Source organism: Macromonas bipunctata (genome assembly GCF_002837135.1).
Lineage (GTDB): Bacteria > Pseudomonadota > Gammaproteobacteria > Burkholderiales > Burkholderiaceae_C > Macromonas_A > Macromonas_A bipunctata.
In genome coordinates this window covers 1-15,825 of sequence record NZ_NWBQ01000089.1, presented here as the reverse complement: position 1 = coordinate 15,825, position 15,825 = coordinate 1, and the positions used below count along the sequence as shown (strand labels likewise).

Below are 15,825 nucleotides of genomic sequence, written 5' to 3'. Positions count from 1 at the left end.
AGCCCAGCCTGCGGTCCACTTCGGCCAGCAGCATCACCCCGGCGTCGCTGGTCATGCTGCCGCCATCGAAGCGGCCCTCGATCTTGCGGCGGCCCAGTCGGCCAAAATCAATCACGCCAACCTCATCGGCAGTTGTTTGCAGTGTACAGTTTGGTTTCGGCATTGCCCGTCCTCTCATCCAGATTCGATACCTCGATGTTCGGGCATTTCAAGGGCAATGCCGTCCTCGTTTCTACGGACTACGGTGAAATATCCGGGCTAGGGTGCGCGGCTGCTGGTCGATCACGCACACCGTGCCCACGGCCAGACCGTGCTCGTCGCGGATGGGTGCGCCGGCGTAGAAGCGGATGTGCGGCGGGCCGTACACCAGCGGGTTGCCGTCGCAGCGCGCGTCCAGGTGGGTGTCGGGGATTTCGAGGATGCCGTCCTCGAGAATGGCGTGTCCGCACAGCGACACGTCGCGCCCGGTCTGGCACACCTCCAACCCATGGCGGGCCTTGAACCACTGGCGTTCGGCGTCCACCAGGCTGACCAGGCAGATCGGCACTTCGCACATGCGGGCCACGAAATCGACCAGCCGGTTGTAGTCGTCCTCGGCGTCGGTGTCCAGGATCTGCAGGCTGCGCAACGCCTCCAGGCGGGCGCTTTCGTTGCGGGGGGTGGCGGGGGGGATCATGGCGAGGACGGCCCGTTGGGGCAGAAAAAAAGGGGCGTGTGATGATAGCCGTTGCGGTGTCGCCAGCGGTTTCAGGCCGGCAGCGCGGCGGCCCATCCGCTCAAGTCCGCCGCGTGTACCCGGCCCGACTTGGTGGCCACCAGCGCCCCGGCGGCGTTGAACACGGCGGTGAAGGGCAAGCCACCGCTGGCGTTACCGAGTTGGCGGCTGAGTTCGGTGCCACCCAGGCCCGCCAGGGCGACCGCAAAGTCCAGTGGCCGCTGTTGCAGGAAGCGCTGCACCGCGCCGGGCTGGTCCACCGCCAGCGCCAGCACTTGCCAGCCTTGGGCGCGGCGCTCGCGGTAGAAGGCATTGAGCAACGGCAGCTCCTGCACGCACGGAGGGCACCAGGTGGCCCAGAAGTTGACCAGCAGCGGGCGGCCCAGAAAGTGCTGCGCCGCCACGCGCTCGCCCTGCGGGCCGGGCCAGGCCAGACTCCACCAGTCCACGGACTGGGCCTGCGCCTGTGTGGGCAACAGTGCGGGCAGCGCACCCAGCAGCCAGCCCGCGCCCATGGCGCCACCGGCGCGCAGGCAGTGGCGGCGGTTCAGGTTTAGATTCGGGTGCGGGCTCATGCGTCGGCCCCGGCGTGCAGGCGCTGGCGCAGCTCTTGCGCGTTGCCGCGGGGCTTGCGGCCCAGCTCGTCGGGCAACAGGGCGCCGCGGAAGTCGTCGGCGTCGTTGACCAGCAGGTGGATGCCAACCCAAGTCTGCAGCGCGTCGCAGCGGCTGCGCAGGCTCAGGGCTTCCACCTCGTGGCCGTGCAGGCCGTTGACGCTGGTGGCGTCGTAGTCCACGTTTTGGTTGATGAGGGCGATTTCCAGCGCCTTGGGGTCGTCGCAGAACAGTTGCAGGTAGATGTCGCTCAACGCGGTGGCGGTGCCGTGCCAGACCGCGCCACCCAGATGGGGCCGGAACTCGGCCAGCCGCTCCATCCACACCAGCGCCAGCGCGCGCAAGGCGTGCAGCTCGGCGGGCTGGGTGTCGGCGCAAAAAATGGCGATGTGCTCGCGCACCGCCGCTTCCACTTCGTTGTTGTTGGGCAAGGGCGTGCGCGGCGGCAAACCCAGCACCTTGAGCGCGCGGCGCTTGGCCGGGCCGTACTCCAGCCCCTCGTCCACCACCAGCGCGGCGGCGGTGGCGGCAATTTCCTGTGTCAGTGTGTCGTTCATGCTGGCATGGTAGCGCGGCTACCCCGCCCGCGCCGGGGGCCGATAATCACGCCATGCACATTCACATCCTAGGCATTTGCGGCACATTCATGGGCGGGCTGGCGGCGCTGGCGCGCGAGGCGGGGCACCGGGTCACGGGTTGCGACGCGGGCGTGTACCCCCCCATGAGCGACCAATTGCGCGCGCTGGGCATCGATCTGATCGAAGGCTTTGGCGCCGACCAACTGGCGCTGCAACCCGACGTGTTCGTGGTCGGCAACGTGGTGTCGCGCGCACGCCTGCCCGACGGCTCGCCCAAGTTCCCGCTGATGGAGGCGATTCTGGACAGCGGCGCGCGCTACACCAGTGGCCCGCAGTGGTTGAGCGAACACATTCTGCACGGGCGGCACGTGTTGGCGGTGGCGGGCACGCATGGCAAGACCACCACCACCTCCATGCTGGCGTGGATCCTGGAACACGCCGGTCTGCAACCCGGTTTTCTGGTGGGTGGCGTACCGCTGAATTTCGGCATTTCAGCGCGACTGGGGGGGGATAGCGGCGGGGCCGCGTGCTCTGCTCCGTGTCCCCCGCCCGCTATGCGGGCTCCTCCTTTACCTGCGCAGAGCACGCAACCCCACCGCCTGCCTTTTGTGATTGAAGCCGACGAGTACGACACCGCCTTCTTCGACAAACGCAGCAAGTTTGTACACTACCGGCCCCGTACCGCCGTGCTCAACAACCTGGAATTCGACCACGCCGACATCTTCGACGACCTGGCCGCCATCGAACGCCAGTTCCACCACCTGCTGCGCACCGTACCGGCCAGCGGGCGCGTGGTTGTCAATGGGCTGGAAGAAAGCCTGACCCGCGTGCTGCACCAAGGCTGCTGGAGCGAACAGCGCAGCTTTGGCGCCGCCGTGAGCGACTACACCGCCGACGGCGAGGCCGACGACTTTGCCGTGCTGTACCAAGGCCGCCCCGTGGCGCGCGTGCGCTGGGGCCTGAGCGGGCAGCACAACCAGCTCAACGCGCTGGCCGCCATCGCGGCGGCGGATCATCTGGGCGTGCCCGCCGCGCAAGCCGCTGAAGCCTTGAGCGCATTCCAGAACGTCAAGCGCCGCATGGAAGTGCGTGGCCAGGTGGCGCTGGCGTGCGGCACCGTCACCGTGTACGACGACTTTGCGCACCACCCCACCGCCATCCGCACCACGGTGGACGGCCTGCGCCGCCAACTGCAACAACGCGGCGATGGCGGACGCATCCTGGCCATCTTCGAGCCCCGCAGCAACACCATGAAGCTGGGCACCATGAAAGCGCAACTGCCGTGGAGCCTGGAAAGCGCCGACCTGGCCTTTTGCCACAGCGGCGGGCTGGGCTGGGACGCGCGCACCGCACTGGCCCCCATGCACGAACGTGCCCAAGTGGCAGACAGCATCGATGCGCTGGTGCAGCAAGTGCTGGCCCACGTGCGCCCCGGCGACCACCTGCTGTGCATGAGCAACGGCGGCTTTGGCGGCATCCACCTCAAACTGCTGGAGGCACTCACCTCCAGCGTTTGATGGGCTGGCTACATCAACCGCGACGCACTTTGACCGCCTGGCTCAGGGTCTGCAGCACAGCAGCAGAGTCGTCCCAGTTGATGCAGGCGTCGGTGATGCTCTGGCCGTATGCCAGCGCGGTCACGTCGTCCTTGCCGGGGGTGAACTTCTGTGCGCCCGCGTGCAGGTGGCTTTCCACCATCACGCCAAACACTTGGCGCGAACCGCCCGACACTTGCGCGGCAATGTCGTTGGCCACGTCGATCTGCTTCTGGTGCTGCTTGCTGCTGTTGGCGTGGCTGCAATCCACCATCAGGGTGGCGGGCAGTTTGGCGGCTTGCAGCTCGGTGCAGGCGGCGGCCACGCTGGCGGCGTCGTAGTTGGGGGCCTTGCCACCGCGCAAAATCACGTGGCAGTCCGGGTTGCCCTTGGTCTGCACAATCGCCACCTGACCGCTCTTGTGGACGGACAGGAAATGGTGGCCCCGGCCTGCGGCCTGGATCGCATCGGTGGCAATCTTGATATTGCCATCGGTGCCGTTCTTGAACCCAATCGGTGCCGACAAGCCCGAGGCCAGCTCACGGTGAACCTGGCTCTCGGTGGTGCGCGCGCCAATCGCGCCCCAGCTGATGAGGTCGCCAATGTACTGCGGGCTGATGGTGTCCAGAAACTCGCTGCCAGCGGGCAAGCCCAGGCGGTTGATGTCAATCAGCAACTGGCGCGCCATGCGCAGGCCTTCGTCGATTTTGTAGCTTTCGTCCAGGTAGGGGTCGTTGATCAGGCCCTTCCAGCCCACGGTGGTGCGGGGCTTCTCAAAGTACACCCGCATCACAATTTCCAGCGTGTCGGCGTACTCGTCGCGCAGCACCTTGAGGCGGCGGGCGTAGTCCAGCGCAGCGGCCGGATCGTGGATGGAACACGGCCCAATCACCACCAGCAAACGGTCGTCCTTGCCCTGGATGATGTTGTGGATGGTGTGGCGCGTATCGGCGATCAGCTTTTCGGTGGCGGTGCCGGTGATGGGGAAGAAACGGATCAGGTGCTCGGGCGGCGGCAGCACGGTGACGTCCTGGATGCGCTGGTCGTCGGTGCGGCTGGTGCGGTCGGCGGGGTGTGCGGCCCAAATGTCGCTGGCGGGGGTGTGGTGTTTGGTCATCAACAGGTTCCTAAAAAGATAAAAAAAAACCGCCGGGGCTTCCGACGGTTGCTGAGGCTGGCTGGGCGCTGGGCCGTGCTTATCGCTCTCGGTCGTCGGAGACGGGCAAGATCGGAAAATAAGCAAAGACGAAGGCAAAGCACAAGACTGGCATGGGTTTCAATGTATCACAAAGCGTGTGACGTTTTGCTGACACCGGCGTGAAGCCCCCCCTGCCGCACGCGCTGTCAGGCGGTGCCGCCCACGGTCAAGCCCTCAATGCGCAAGGTGGGCTGCCCCACGCCCACTGGCACGCTCTGGCCGTCCTTACCGCAGGTGCCCACGCCGCTGTCGAGCTTGAGGTCGTTGCCGACCATGGTGATTTTTTTGAGCGACTCCGGCCCGCTGCCAATGATGGTGGCACCCTTGACCGGGTACTGCAACTGGCCGTTCTCGACCCACCACGCCTGGCTGGCACTGAACACGAACTTGCCACTGGTGATGTCCACCTGCCCGCCGCCAAAATTGGTGGCGTACAGCCCTTTTTTGATGCTGGCGATGATTTCCTGCGGGTCCTTGTCGCCGCCCAGCATGTAGGTGTTGGTCATACGCGGCATGGGCAGGTGGGCGTAGCTTTCGCGGCGGCCATTGCCCGTCGGGGCCACGCCCATCAGGCGCGCGTTGAGGCTGTCCTGGATGTAGCCGCGCAAGATGCCGTCCTCGATCAGCACATTTTTCTGGCTGGCGCAGCCCTCGTCGTCCACGTTGAGCGAACCGCGTCGGTCGGCGATGGTGCCGTCGTCGAGCACCGTCACACCCTTGGCGGCCACACGCTTGCCGATCATGCCGCTGAAGGCGCTGCTGCCTTTGCGGTTGAAGTCGCCCTCCAGGCCGTGGCCCACCGCCTCGTGCAACAACACGCCGGGCCAGCCGGGGCCCAACACCACCGTCATCGGGCCAGCGGGCGCGGGGCGGGAATCGAGGTTGGTCAGGGCTGCTTGCACGGCCTCGTCCACGTACTGCGTCAGCAAGGCTTCGTCAAAATGGTCCAACCCAAAACGGCCACCGCCGCCCGAGGAACCCACCTCGCGGCGGCCCGCCTGTTCGGCAATCACCGTGACCGACAAGCGCACCAGCGGGCGCACATCGGCGGCCAGCGTGCCATCGGCGCGTGCCACCAGCACCACGTCGTATTCACTGGCCAAGCCGGCCATGACCTGCACCACGCGCGGGTCTTTGGCCTTGGCCAGACGCTCCACCCGCTCCAGCAGCGCCACCTTGGCGGTGCTGTCCAGCGTCGAAATCGGGTCGTGCGCCGGGTACAGAGAGCGGGACTTGGCCACCTTGCGCGTACCGACCTTGGCCTGTGCGCTTTGGCCCTGCGCGCCAATGGTGCGCACGCTGTGCGCCGCGTCCTTCAACGCCGCCCACGACAGGTCGTCGGAATAGGCAAAGGCGGTTTTTTCGCCGCTGACGGCGCGCACACCCACCCCTTGGTCGATGCTGAAACTGCCAGTCTTGACGATACCTTCCTCCAAGCTCCAGCCCTCGGCACGGGTGTACTGAAAGTACAGGTCGGCATCGTCCACGCCAGGCACCAATATCTCGCCCAACGCGCGGCGCAGATGCGCTGTGGTCAAGCCGTACGGGGTCAGCAGCAGTTCTTGGGCGGTGGCCAGACGGGCCAGGGTGGGTTCGCGTGCAATCATGGTGCCCATTGTAGGAAAACCGCGCCGCACGCGCTCACCTTCAGGGCTGGGCCGGTGGCTCTGACGATGCTGGCGCCACGGCGGGGGCGGCCTGCGCCGTCTGCACCGGCGCGGGCGGCGTCAGCCAGGTGTTGATGCTGGCGATGGTCTGGGCCTTGTCGCCGCCCGAGAGCGCCTGCAAGCGCATGTGCGAGATGACGTACAGGTAGCGTGCCTGCGCCAGGTCGCGCCGCGCCGTCTGCAGCTGCTGCTCGGCGTTCATGATGTCAACCAGCGTGCGGCTGCCGGCCTCGAACGATCGGCGGCTGGAATGCACCAGCTGCTGCGCCGACTTGACCGCCTGCTCCAGCGCCTTGACCTTGAGCACACCTTCGGTCACGCCCCGGAATTCGCGGTGCAGGCGCACCGACAAATCGCGCCGCGTGGCTTCGAGCTGTTCCTCGGCGCGGGTCTGCTCGGCCAGCGCCTGGCGCACGGTGGAATTGACGTAGCCACCGGCAAACAGCGGCACGCTCAGCTGCAGGCCCAGCATGCGGTTGGTGTAGCTGGAGCTGGGGGTGGTAACGTTTTCGCTGCCGCTGCGGCTGATCTGTGCCACCGCGTCCAGCGTGGGGTGGTGGCCGCCCTGGGCCTTCTGCACTTCCAGCCGCGCCGCTTGCAGCCGGGCTTTCAGGCCCAGGATCTCGGGGCTGCGTTCCTCAGCCAACGTCAGCCAGGCGTCCAGGTTCACGGGCTCGGGCGGCTGCAGCGGCAGTCGGGCGGGGTCGATGCGGGCCAGCGCGTCGGGCGGCTGGTTGGTCAGCACCTCCAGCTGGCGGCGGGTGTAGTCCAGGTGCTGGCGCGCTTCGAGCTCCTGCGCCTGGTTCAGGTCGAGCCGGGCGCGGGCTTCGTCGATGTCGGTGCGGATGCCCGAACCGGCTGCAAAGGCCTTGGTGGCGGCGTCGAGCTGCGTGGTCAGGGTGGCTTTTTGTTGCAGCACCAAGTCCAGCTGGTCTTGCGCCAGCAGGGCTTCCAGGTAAGCGCCCGTGACGCGCACGCCCAGATTCTGCAGCTCGCGCTCCAGCGTGGCCTCAGCGTCCTGCACCACGTAGCCGGCCTGCTCCAACCCGGCCCACAGCGGACGGCGGTACAGCGGCTGGCGCAGCTGCAGCGTCTGGTTGTAGCTGTAGTACTGCTCGTCGGTGGTCACGGGCTGGCCGGCAAAGTTGTTCTGGGTGCGCGTGAGGTCGTTGTAGTTGCGCCCGATGTTGGCGCTCACGTTGGGCATCAGCTGCGCGCGCGCCTGTGGCAGGCGTTCGCGCTGCGCGTCGGCGGCGGCGCGGGCGGCGCGCACGGTGGCGTCCTTCTCCAGCGCACTCTGATAGGCCTGCTGCAAGTCCAGCGCCAGCGCGGGCACGGCAGCGCCCAGCAAGGCGGCGGCCAGCGCCACCGCACGCGGGGCCTGGGTGCGCCATGCACGGGCGCGCGGTGCGGTGGGGTCAAACGGGTGTGGCATAGCTCATTCTTCCTTCAGCGATGCGGCCACGCGCTTGGTCAGCGGCTTGAGCAGGTAGGTCAACAGCGAACGCTCGCCGGTCTTGATAATGACTTCCACCGGCATGCCCGGTTGCATCTGGCGCTTGCCCAAAGCTTGCATGCCTTCAGGCGTGATTTTGACGCGCGCCAGATAGTAGGACACCATCATGCCCCCCTGCTGTTCGGTCAACAGATCGGTGGAAATGGACTGCACCTCGCCCGGCACCACCAACTGTGGGGTGTGGGCAAAGGTGCTGAAACGCACATCGGTGGGCAAACCGGTGCGCACCTTGTCGATCAGGTGTGGCTCAATGCGGGCTTCCAGCAGCAGCGGCTCGTTTTCAGGTACCACGTCCATCAATTTTTGGCCCGGTTGCACCACCCCCCCCACCGTCTGGATGGCCAGCCCGACCACTTGGCCCGAAGCGGGCGATTTGATCTCGATTCGGCCCAAATCGGCCTTGACCGCCACCAGTTTCTGCTCGTCGGACTGCACCTCGCGGGTCACGTCGGACAACTGGGTTTCCACCTCTTTGCGGTATTCCTGCTGGCGCGACATGGCGCGCTGGCGCAGCTCGCCAATGGTGCGCTGGGCGCGGGTGGTGTTGCCCATCAGATCGGCGAGCTGGGCCTGCGCGTCGGCCACGTTGCGCTCCAGCTCCAGCTGGCGGTTGCGCGGCGCGTAGCCCTCGGCCACCAGGCCACGGGTGTGCTTGAGCTCATCCTGCAGCAGCGCAAGCTGCTGGCGGCGGTGTTCCAGCATCCCGGCGTAGGCCTGCAGCAGCCCCTCCTGGCCGCGGATGCTTTCCTCGATGCCCTGCAAGTCGGCCTGCAACGCGGCGCGGCGCGAACGGAACAGCTGCTCCTGGGTCGTGATCTGGGACTGGATCAGCGGGTCGCTGGCCTCGGCCTTCAGGTCGGGGTGCCAGGCAATGCTGGCGGCGCCGGTCTGCTCGGCCAGCAGGCGGCCCTGCATGGCGCGGAATCCCAGGTAGCGCTGGCGCACGGCCTCGTGGTTGGCGCGCGCCATGGCTTCGTCGAGCTGGATCAGCGTCTGGCCTTCCTTGACCACATCGCCCTCGCGCACCAGCACCGCCTTGACGATGCCGCCGCTCAGGTGCTGCACCGCCTTGCGCTTGGTGTCGATGGCGACCATGCCCTGGCTGGGCACGCCTTCGTCCAGCGGCGCCAGGCCGGCCCACAACAAAAAGCCGCCAAAGCCCAGCCCCAGCGCCCACAGGCCCACGCGGGCGGCGCGCCCGGTGTCGGCCTGTGCATCGGGGGCCGACGGCTGCGGCGCAGCGGCGGAAGAAAGAGAAGACAAATCGGGCGTGGCCATGGTCAATACTGCTTTACAAATTCGGTTCGACAAATACGGAACGGGCGGCCACCGCACACGCGGCGGCCTGCCGGGTCAGGCGGGTTGCGGCAAGCCTCCAGCCGCGCCAGCCGGGGCCGGGCCGCCAGCGGGCGCCACGGCAGCAGGGGCAGCGGCACTGGCCGCCGCGTGTGCGGCCTTGAGCTGGGCCAGCACCACATCGCGCGGGCCCAGGTGCTGCACCTGGCCGTCGCGCAACACCAGCAACTGGTCGGCCAGCGCCACGGCGCCGGGGCGGTGGGTGATCAAAAACACGGTCTTGCCTTGCGCCTTGAGCTGACGCACCGCCTGTTGCAGCGCGGCTTCGCCCACGTCGTCCAAATTGGCGTTGGGCTCATCCAACACAATCAACGCAGGCTGGCCGTAAATGGCACGCGCCAAACCAATGCGCTGGCGTTGGCCGCCAGAAAGCATACCGCCCGCCTCGCCAATCGGGGTGTCGTAACCCTTGGGAAAACGCAAAATCATCTCGTGCAGGCCCGCGCTTTGTGCTGCAGCAATCACCTGGTTGGAATCGATTTCGGTAAAACGGGCGATGTTCTCAGCAATGGTGCCGTCAAACAGCTCAATGTCTTGCGGCAGGTAGCCCACGTGCGCTCCCAGCTCCATGCGGTTCCAACTGTCCAGCGGACGCTCGTCCAGCAACACTTCGCCCTTCACATCCGGCCAAATGCCCATCAGCACCCGCGCCAGCGTCGATTTGCCCGACCCCGACGGCCCCAACACCACGGTCACGGTACCCGGCGTGGCGCTCAAGCTCACGTCCTTCAAAATCGGGCTGCTGCGCCCCGGTGCGCTGGCCACCACATGGCGCAGCGTCACGGCCCCGGTAGGCGGCACACGGGTCAGGGCCGGGTCGCGCTCGGGGTGGGCTTGCAGCAACTGCTCCAAACGCTCAAACGCGCTGCGCGCGCTCAAAAAACCGCGCCAAGTGCCCACCAGCATGTCGATGGGGGTCAACGCGCGCGTCATCAACACATTGGCGGCAATCATGGCCCCAGGAGTCAATTGGCCGTCAATCACCAACAATGCACCAGCCCCCAGCGCCAGCGACTGCTGCAAATACCGCACAAACTTGCTGATGGCGGTAATGCGGTGCGTCAACCCCTGCGTGCTTTCGTGCTGCGCCATGTACGCGTCGTGGCGCTGCTGCCAACGGCGCTTGAGGCCCGCCAACATGCCCATGGATTCCACCACCTCAGCGTTGCGCAACTTGTGCTGCAAATACAGGTTGATGTCCGTCTGAGCCTTGTACAACCCGTTCATCGGTGCCACAGCACGGCGGTGGCCAAACCACGCCAACGCCGCCTGCACCAACGCAAAGGCTACCGCTACCCACCCCAGAAATGGGTGCAAAAAGAACAACACCGCCAAATATACCGGAGTCCACGGTGCATCAAAGAACGCAAAAATCCCGTTGCCCGTCAGAAACTGGCGCAGTTCGGTCAAATCGGTAAACGCCCGCTGCGCGGATGCGCCCGACTGGTTCAAATTGGCCTCAAAGCTGGCGTTGAACACACGCGTGCTCAAAATCTCGTCAAAGCGCACCCCAGCACGCACCAACAACCGCGAGCGAAACGCCTCAGAAAACGCCATCACCGCAAACAAAAACAACGTGATCAACGACACCGTGATCAGCGTGAACGAGCTGCGGCTGATCATCACCCGGTCGTACACCTGAAGCATGTACAGCGTCGGGCTCAACATCAGCAGGTTGGCCACCATGCTGAAAATACCCACCACCAAAAACTCGCGCCGAAACGCCCACAACGTGGCCGTCAACTCGCTGCGCGCAAAAAAACCCTTGTCTGTCATGTGTGTCATCTCGTGCTTAGAAAGGGCTACATCAAGCGCGCGGTGCCGCCACCGCAACGCCTGCGGGCAAACGGGCCACGGCACCAGCAGCCTGAGCTTGGGCTTGGCGTGCCTGCTGCGCCGCTTGCTGCTGGGCTTGGTTCAAGGCAGCCAGCACCTCGTCGCGCGGACCAAACGCCTGCTGCGCACCATCGCGCAACACCAACATCTTGTCGGCCACCGCCAGCACGCTGGTGCGGTGCGTCATCACCACAAACGTGGTGCCCCGCGATTTGTACAACCGAATAGCACTGGCCAGCGCGGCTTCACCCGCCTCGTCCAAACTGGAATTGGGTTCATCGAGCACCACCAACACCGGATCACCGTACAGCGCCCTGGCCAAAGCCACACGCTGGCGCTGCCCGCCCGACAGTATGGCCCCCTCACGCCCCACAGGACTGTCGTACCCTTGAGGCAACGACTGGATAAATTCGTGCAAGCCCACCGCACGCGCAGCCGCTTCCACCTTGGCCATGCTGATTTCACCAAAGCGGGCAATGTTTTCGGCCAGCGTGCCCTCCAACAACTCCACCCCCTGCGGCAAGTAACCCACGTGCGGCCCCAACTCCAACTTGTTCCAGTTGAAGATGTCCACACCGTCCAAGCGCACCTTACCACTGCCTGCGGGCCACAAGCCCACCAGCAAACGCGCCAGTGTGGTCTTGCCCGATGCCGACGGCCCCACCACCACCAACACCTCCCCCGGAGGCAAACCAAAAGCCACCCCCTTCAAAATGGGATTGGGGTTGCCCGGCGCACCAGCCACCACGTTTTCCACCACCACTTGCCCCTTGGGAGCGGGCAACGGCATGGCCTCCGGTTTGGCCGGAAACTGCGTCAGCACCTGATCTAAACGCCGCCACGCATCGCGCATATTCACCACCGCACGCCACTGGCTCACCATCTGCACCAGCGGAGCCAGCACACGCCCGCCCAGCACTGAACCCACAATCATCATGGAACCACCTGCGGGCAACAACCCTTCCAACGTCAACCACGCTCCCAACCCCAACAGGGCCGACCCCAGCGTGGTTTGCACAAACTTGGTGGCGGCTTGGAATGTACCGGCTTTGTCCGATGCCTCAGCCTGCAAACCCAAAAACTCGCGCTGCTTTTTGACCCAACGCTGGTGGATGCGCCCCAGCATCCCCATGGCTTCGATCACCTCGGCGTTGCGCAACGAGCCATCGGCGTACTGCTGCGCCCCAATGGCGGCGCGGTTGGCCGCCATCAGCGGCGGCTGCGTACTGCGCTCGTTCATCCAGGTCAAGCCTACCTGCAAAATGGCCCCCACCAACGACGACCACCCCATCAACGGGTGCATCATGAACAACAGCACCAAAAACACCAGCGATACAGGCGACTCCATCATGGCACCTAACACTGGATTGTGCAAAAAATCGCGCACGGTGCGGAAATCGTTCATCGGCTGCACGCTGGTCGTGCCCATGCGTTGCAAGTTGGATTCGTAAATCGCCTGAAACACCCGCTGCGCCATGCGCTTGTCGAGCACTTGCCCCGCTGCACGCATGGTTTCAGCCCGTGCCCAGTCCAACACCTCCATCACCACGTACAACAATGCCACCAACAGCGTCAACATCCACAGCGTCATGTGGTTACGGCTGTTGACCACACGGTCGTACACCTCCATCATGTACACGGTAGGAGCCAACAACAGCAAACCCGCTACCAGTGCAAACAGCCATGCACGGCGGTAATACGGCTTGAGCGCCAGCAGTGCCTCGGCCAACTCAGAGGGCTTTTGGTTCGGATTCATACGGCTTCTTCGGTTTTTTCTACCATCAGGTATTCGGGGATAGGTTCACTGCCGGGTGCTTGGCTAGCGGCTGCGTCTGGTGGCTGCGCCACGCCCGGCAACGGCTCGGCCAGCCAGAACGACAGCTCAAACTCGCCATCGGCACGGCGGGCCAGCACAATTTCGCGCAATTTCTTTTTGTGAAACATGGTTTCATCCTGCGGGCGCAACGTCAGGTTGAAACGCATGCGGCCATCCAGCGTGTACATCGACAACAAGCCATCTTTCAAGCTCAACGTATGGCGGTCAAAATACACGGGGCAGGTGTCGGCAAACCGCAACAATGGCAACGGCTTGTTCGGTCCCAACTTGTCCAGCGCAAACGGACTGTTGGGATGCTGGTACACCAAACGGCTGGCCCGGCACACCGAGTAAATGGCATTGCACACCATTTGCGACCCCAAGGCCGGAAATTGCTCGCGCAGCGTGCGGTACGTCATGTGGTGCAGCGCCACACGGTTCCAACAGCGTGTATCGCGCACCGTCGGGGCCAACGCATTGCACACCTGCGCAAAAGCCGCTTGCAAGGCCAACAAGCGGCTTTGTTGTTCAAGCGTAGCTTGAAGCGGTATGCGCAACCAAAAATTCATATAGGAAGTGATTGTACGCCGTCCGTCACTCGTGCTTGGCGTTGCGCTTCCAACACGGGCTGCTGTGCCAGCAGTTGGCGGTACCACGCCTCACGTGCCGTTACCTGCTGGCTGTGCATGCGTTGGCGCTTCACATAATCCAACCCCAACGCACGCCGTCGCGCCAACTCTTGTGGCTGGCGGCACAGATCCAGCAACGCTTGCTGCCACTGCTGCGGCGTGCGGGCCAGCACAGCTATCTCAGCATGTGCCGGCACATCACCATATACCACCGGGGAACACACAGGCACCACCCCAGCGGCACAACACTCCACCAACTTCAAATCGGACTTGAGGCGGTTAAACGGCGTATCGTTGAGTGGCAACAGCGCCACATCGCAACTGGCCAACACCTGCATGTAACGGTCATGCGCCAGTGTCGGGTAAAACTCCTTGCTCACTTCGGTGGGCAAAGCATCAAATACCGCGCGCTCATGCACCACCACCCATTGCACCTGCTGCCCCAACTCGACCACTGCGGCCAACACCCCATCGCGCACCGCGTCCCAATCTGGCCCCCGGTTCAACGCACCAAAAAATACCCGCAATGGTTGGGCTTGGTTCAATGGCCGTTCAGGTCGCACCGGCAGCGCCAGCATGGCATTGCCAAACACTTGCACGTTGGGGTTCCATTGCCGCACCATCTCGGCCAACGGCTCCGTGCTCACCGACACTGCGTGTACACCACGGTAAGCGTAAAAACCACTGTCCACAAATTCACGCCAGTGGTGCGGATCATCGTCCATGTCCGATACAACCACCCAGCCACGTTGTGCCAGCGCATCCACATGGCGGCACATGTCAGGGTGATTCAAAAATTGACGGTGCAAAACCACTACCCCCGGTTGGCCACCAGGAGGCAAGGCCAACGCATTTTCGCGCCACAACGTGCGCACACCAGGCCGCGTGGCCAGTGCGGTCAGTGGGTAATCGATGCGCGCCTCGCTGACCCCAGCGGTCTTCTTCATGCTCAATGCCGTGACACGCAACGGGGCCGGAGCTGGGCCATTCACCGCACGCACCACCCACTGAAACGCCGACAAATCGCGCTGCATCAACTTGGGGTCGCGCCCCAACGCCTGCGCCAACGGCAAAAAACGCTTCAATGCCGCTTGCGTTTGTTCGGGCCACAACACACGCGGGGCTGCATCCACCACTGTCCAGCCCGCGTGCCGAAACAAGTCCAGCAACGTCTCCAGCGTAAAAAACCGCAAATGTGTGCGGTCCAGCAATCCTTGCTCTGCATAGTCCCACCGACCACACAACTGCTGTTGCAACAACGACCAATGCGCCACGTTGGGCACACAGGCCACTGCTGTTCCCCCAAGCACCGTGCGTTCACGCAATTGGGCCAACACCTGCCACGGATCACGCAAATGTTCCAGCACATCGCCCAACACCAGAGCATCAAAACCACCGCTTTGACCATCACAAATTTGATCCAGCGTCTTCAATGTGGCCGACTGCTCCACATCGCCCACCACCACGTGGGACAACACCCCTTGGGCCTCTTGCGCCGCTTGGGCAAACAACTCTACGCCCACGTAAGCAGCCTGCGGCTGGCGCGCCAGCACCGCGCGCGCAAAATTGCCATTGCCACAACCCACCTCCAAAATATGGCGGGCATCCAACGGTACACGGGCCAGCAGGTCAGGGTTGACGTTTTGATAGTACGAGGCGGTGGTGGACATGAACACAAAAACCGAAACAAGAAAGCAACGATGGTACGGTGCTCCCAACAGATAGCAAACACAAAAAAACCCACCTCCTTGCGAGAGGCGGGTGCAACCCAGATTAAACAGTGCAGCTTTACTGCATCATGACAAAGTTGGCAGCATCGAAACCACCAGAAGCAACACTATCGAACGTCCCCACTAAAACAATGTCACCTGCCTGTACCCACCTGTCACCGGTGGCCAAATACACATAGCCCTTGTTGTTGTCGTAGGCCACCAAATAAATGTTTGCATCACTGTCAAACTGAAGCGATGCAATATTGGTCCCGCCATTGTTGTTTCGGTAAAACATCTTGAGTAACTCAGTGCCGTTGGTCGCTTGGGACAAGTCACCTCTGTTTTGATCCAACCCGGTAAATTCCAGAACATCCCAATTTGGAGCAGAACCTGGCACTGTGACTGCGTAATCACCAGCGTAATTACCTGTACTCGAAGCATTAAAGTTATACCCGGTAAAAGCTGCTGTACTGCCAGCCGATGTAGATGCAGAAGTGAAGTCGATGTCCAAACCCACCCGATCCGCATAGCTGAAATCCATCACAGTATCGCGGTCTGCTGCGGCGTTAATACCTGTCAAATTGAACAAGTCAATCCCTGTGCCGCCGGTCAGAATATCGTTGCCCAAACCGCCGCTCAACGTATCGTTGCCC

At 63.8% G+C, this 15,825-nt stretch carries 12 protein-coding genes and 2 pseudogenes; 1 reads left to right on the top strand and 13 read right to left on the bottom strand.

Annotated elements, in window-relative coordinates; translation table 11 throughout:
• The 4 genes and pseudogenes from CON76_RS11850 to CON76_RS11835 all read right to left on the bottom strand — a co-directional run.
• Positions 1-163: pseudogene (locus CON76_RS11850) on the bottom strand (IS1380 family transposase); the annotation flags it as partial.
• 69 nt (positions 164-232) lie between these two features.
• Complete coding sequence (locus tag CON76_RS11845; RefSeq protein WP_169929058.1) at positions 233-676, bottom strand: GAF domain-containing protein; 444 nt, start codon at positions 674-676, stop codon at positions 233-235.
• A gap of 71 nt (positions 677-747) precedes the next feature.
• Positions 748-1,290: a TlpA disulfide reductase family protein gene (locus CON76_RS11840; RefSeq protein WP_101103557.1), complete on the bottom strand. Its 543-nt coding sequence runs from the start codon at positions 1,288-1,290 to the stop codon at positions 748-750.
• Complete coding sequence (locus tag CON76_RS11835; RefSeq protein WP_101103555.1) at positions 1,287-1,886, bottom strand: hypothetical protein; 600 nt, start codon at positions 1,884-1,886, stop codon at positions 1,287-1,289. The genes CON76_RS11840 and CON76_RS11835 overlap by 4 nt, the downstream gene beginning before the upstream one ends.
• Before the next feature lie 53 nt (positions 1,887-1,939).
• On the opposite strand from CON76_RS11835, the gene mpl reads away from it, so the two are divergent.
• Positions 1,940-3,424: a UDP-N-acetylmuramate:L-alanyl-gamma-D-glutamyl-meso-diaminopimelate ligase gene (gene mpl, locus CON76_RS11830; RefSeq protein WP_101103553.1), complete on the top strand. Its 1,485-nt coding sequence runs from the start codon at positions 1,940-1,942 to the stop codon at positions 3,422-3,424.
• 13 nt (positions 3,425-3,437) lie between these two features.
• Here the strand turns inward: mpl and CON76_RS11825 are convergent, their stop codons facing one another.
• The 9 genes and pseudogenes from CON76_RS11825 to CON76_RS13205 form a co-directional block, all read right to left on the bottom strand.
• Positions 3,438-4,559, bottom strand: a complete 1,122-nt coding sequence (locus CON76_RS11825; RefSeq protein ID WP_101103551.1) for a 3-deoxy-7-phosphoheptulonate synthase — start codon at positions 4,557-4,559, stop codon at positions 3,438-3,440.
• Between the two features lie 227 nt (positions 4,560-4,786).
• Positions 4,787-6,247, bottom strand: a complete 1,461-nt coding sequence (tldD, locus tag CON76_RS11820; RefSeq protein WP_101103562.1) for a metalloprotease TldD — start codon at positions 6,245-6,247, stop codon at positions 4,787-4,789.
• A 40-nt stretch (positions 6,248-6,287) separates the two neighbouring features.
• Positions 6,288-7,742, bottom strand: a complete 1,455-nt coding sequence (locus tag CON76_RS11815; RefSeq protein ID WP_101103549.1) for a TolC family outer membrane protein — start codon at positions 7,740-7,742, stop codon at positions 6,288-6,290.
• Positions 7,743-7,745: 3 nt separating this feature from the next.
• Positions 7,746-9,101, bottom strand: coding sequence for an HlyD family type I secretion periplasmic adaptor subunit (locus tag CON76_RS11810; RefSeq protein WP_101103561.1), 1,356 nt, complete (start codon positions 9,099-9,101; stop codon positions 7,746-7,748).
• A gap of 75 nt (positions 9,102-9,176) precedes the next feature.
• Positions 9,177-10,955, bottom strand: coding sequence for a type I secretion system permease/ATPase (locus CON76_RS11805; RefSeq protein ID WP_101103547.1), 1,779 nt, complete (start codon positions 10,953-10,955; stop codon positions 9,177-9,179).
• Positions 10,956-10,986: 31 nt separating this feature from the next.
• Positions 10,987-12,771 carry a type I secretion system permease/ATPase gene (locus CON76_RS11800; RefSeq protein WP_101103545.1) on the bottom strand — a complete coding sequence of 595 codons (1,785 nt, stop codon included), beginning with the start codon at positions 12,769-12,771 and terminating at the stop codon, positions 10,987-10,989.
• Positions 12,768-13,337, bottom strand: coding sequence for a hypothetical protein (locus tag CON76_RS11795; RefSeq protein ID WP_240592857.1), 570 nt, complete (start codon positions 13,335-13,337; stop codon positions 12,768-12,770). The genes CON76_RS11800 and CON76_RS11795 overlap by 4 nt, the downstream gene beginning before the upstream one ends.
• A gap of 59 nt (positions 13,338-13,396) precedes the next feature.
• Complete coding sequence (locus CON76_RS11790; protein WP_101103540.1) at positions 13,397-15,130, bottom strand: methyltransferase domain-containing protein; 1,734 nt, start codon at positions 15,128-15,130, stop codon at positions 13,397-13,399.
• A 118-nt stretch (positions 15,131-15,248) separates the two neighbouring features.
• A pseudogene (locus CON76_RS13205) lies at positions 15,249-15,825 on the bottom strand (hypothetical protein); the annotation flags it as partial.

What these genes read in the sequence shown, in the direction of transcription:
- CON76_RS11845 (WP_169929058.1), bottom strand. Translation starts at nt 676, where the DNA reads ATGATCCCCCCCGCCACCCCCCGCAACGAAAGCGCCCGCCTGGAGGCG.
- CON76_RS11840 (WP_101103557.1), bottom strand. Translation starts at nt 1,290, where the DNA reads ATGAGCCCGCACCCGAATCTAAACCTGAACCGCCGCCACTGCCTGCGC.
- CON76_RS11835 (WP_101103555.1), bottom strand. Translation starts at nt 1,886, where the DNA reads ATGAACGACACACTGACACAGGAAATTGCCGCCACCGCCGCCGCGCTG.
- mpl (WP_101103553.1), top strand. Translation starts at nt 1,940, where the DNA reads ATGCACATTCACATCCTAGGCATTTGCGGCACATTCATGGGCGGGCTG.
- CON76_RS11825 (WP_101103551.1), bottom strand. Translation starts at nt 4,559, where the DNA reads ATGACCAAACACCACACCCCCGCCAGCGACATTTGGGCCGCACACCCC.
- tldD (WP_101103562.1), bottom strand. Translation starts at nt 6,247, where the DNA reads ATGATTGCACGCGAACCCACCCTGGCCCGTCTGGCCACCGCCCAAGAA.
- CON76_RS11815 (WP_101103549.1), bottom strand. Translation starts at nt 7,742, where the DNA reads ATGCCACACCCGTTTGACCCCACCGCACCGCGCGCCCGTGCATGGCGC.
- CON76_RS11810 (WP_101103561.1), bottom strand. Translation starts at nt 9,101, where the DNA reads ATGGCCACGCCCGATTTGTCTTCTCTTTCTTCCGCCGCTGCGCCGCAG.
- CON76_RS11805 (WP_101103547.1), bottom strand. Translation starts at nt 10,955, where the DNA reads ATGACAGACAAGGGTTTTTTTGCGCGCAGCGAGTTGACGGCCACGTTG.
- CON76_RS11800 (WP_101103545.1), bottom strand. Translation starts at nt 12,771, where the DNA reads ATGAATCCGAACCAAAAGCCCTCTGAGTTGGCCGAGGCACTGCTGGCG.
- CON76_RS11790 (WP_101103540.1), bottom strand. Translation starts at nt 15,130, where the DNA reads ATGTCCACCACCGCCTCGTACTATCAAAACGTCAACCCTGACCTGCTG.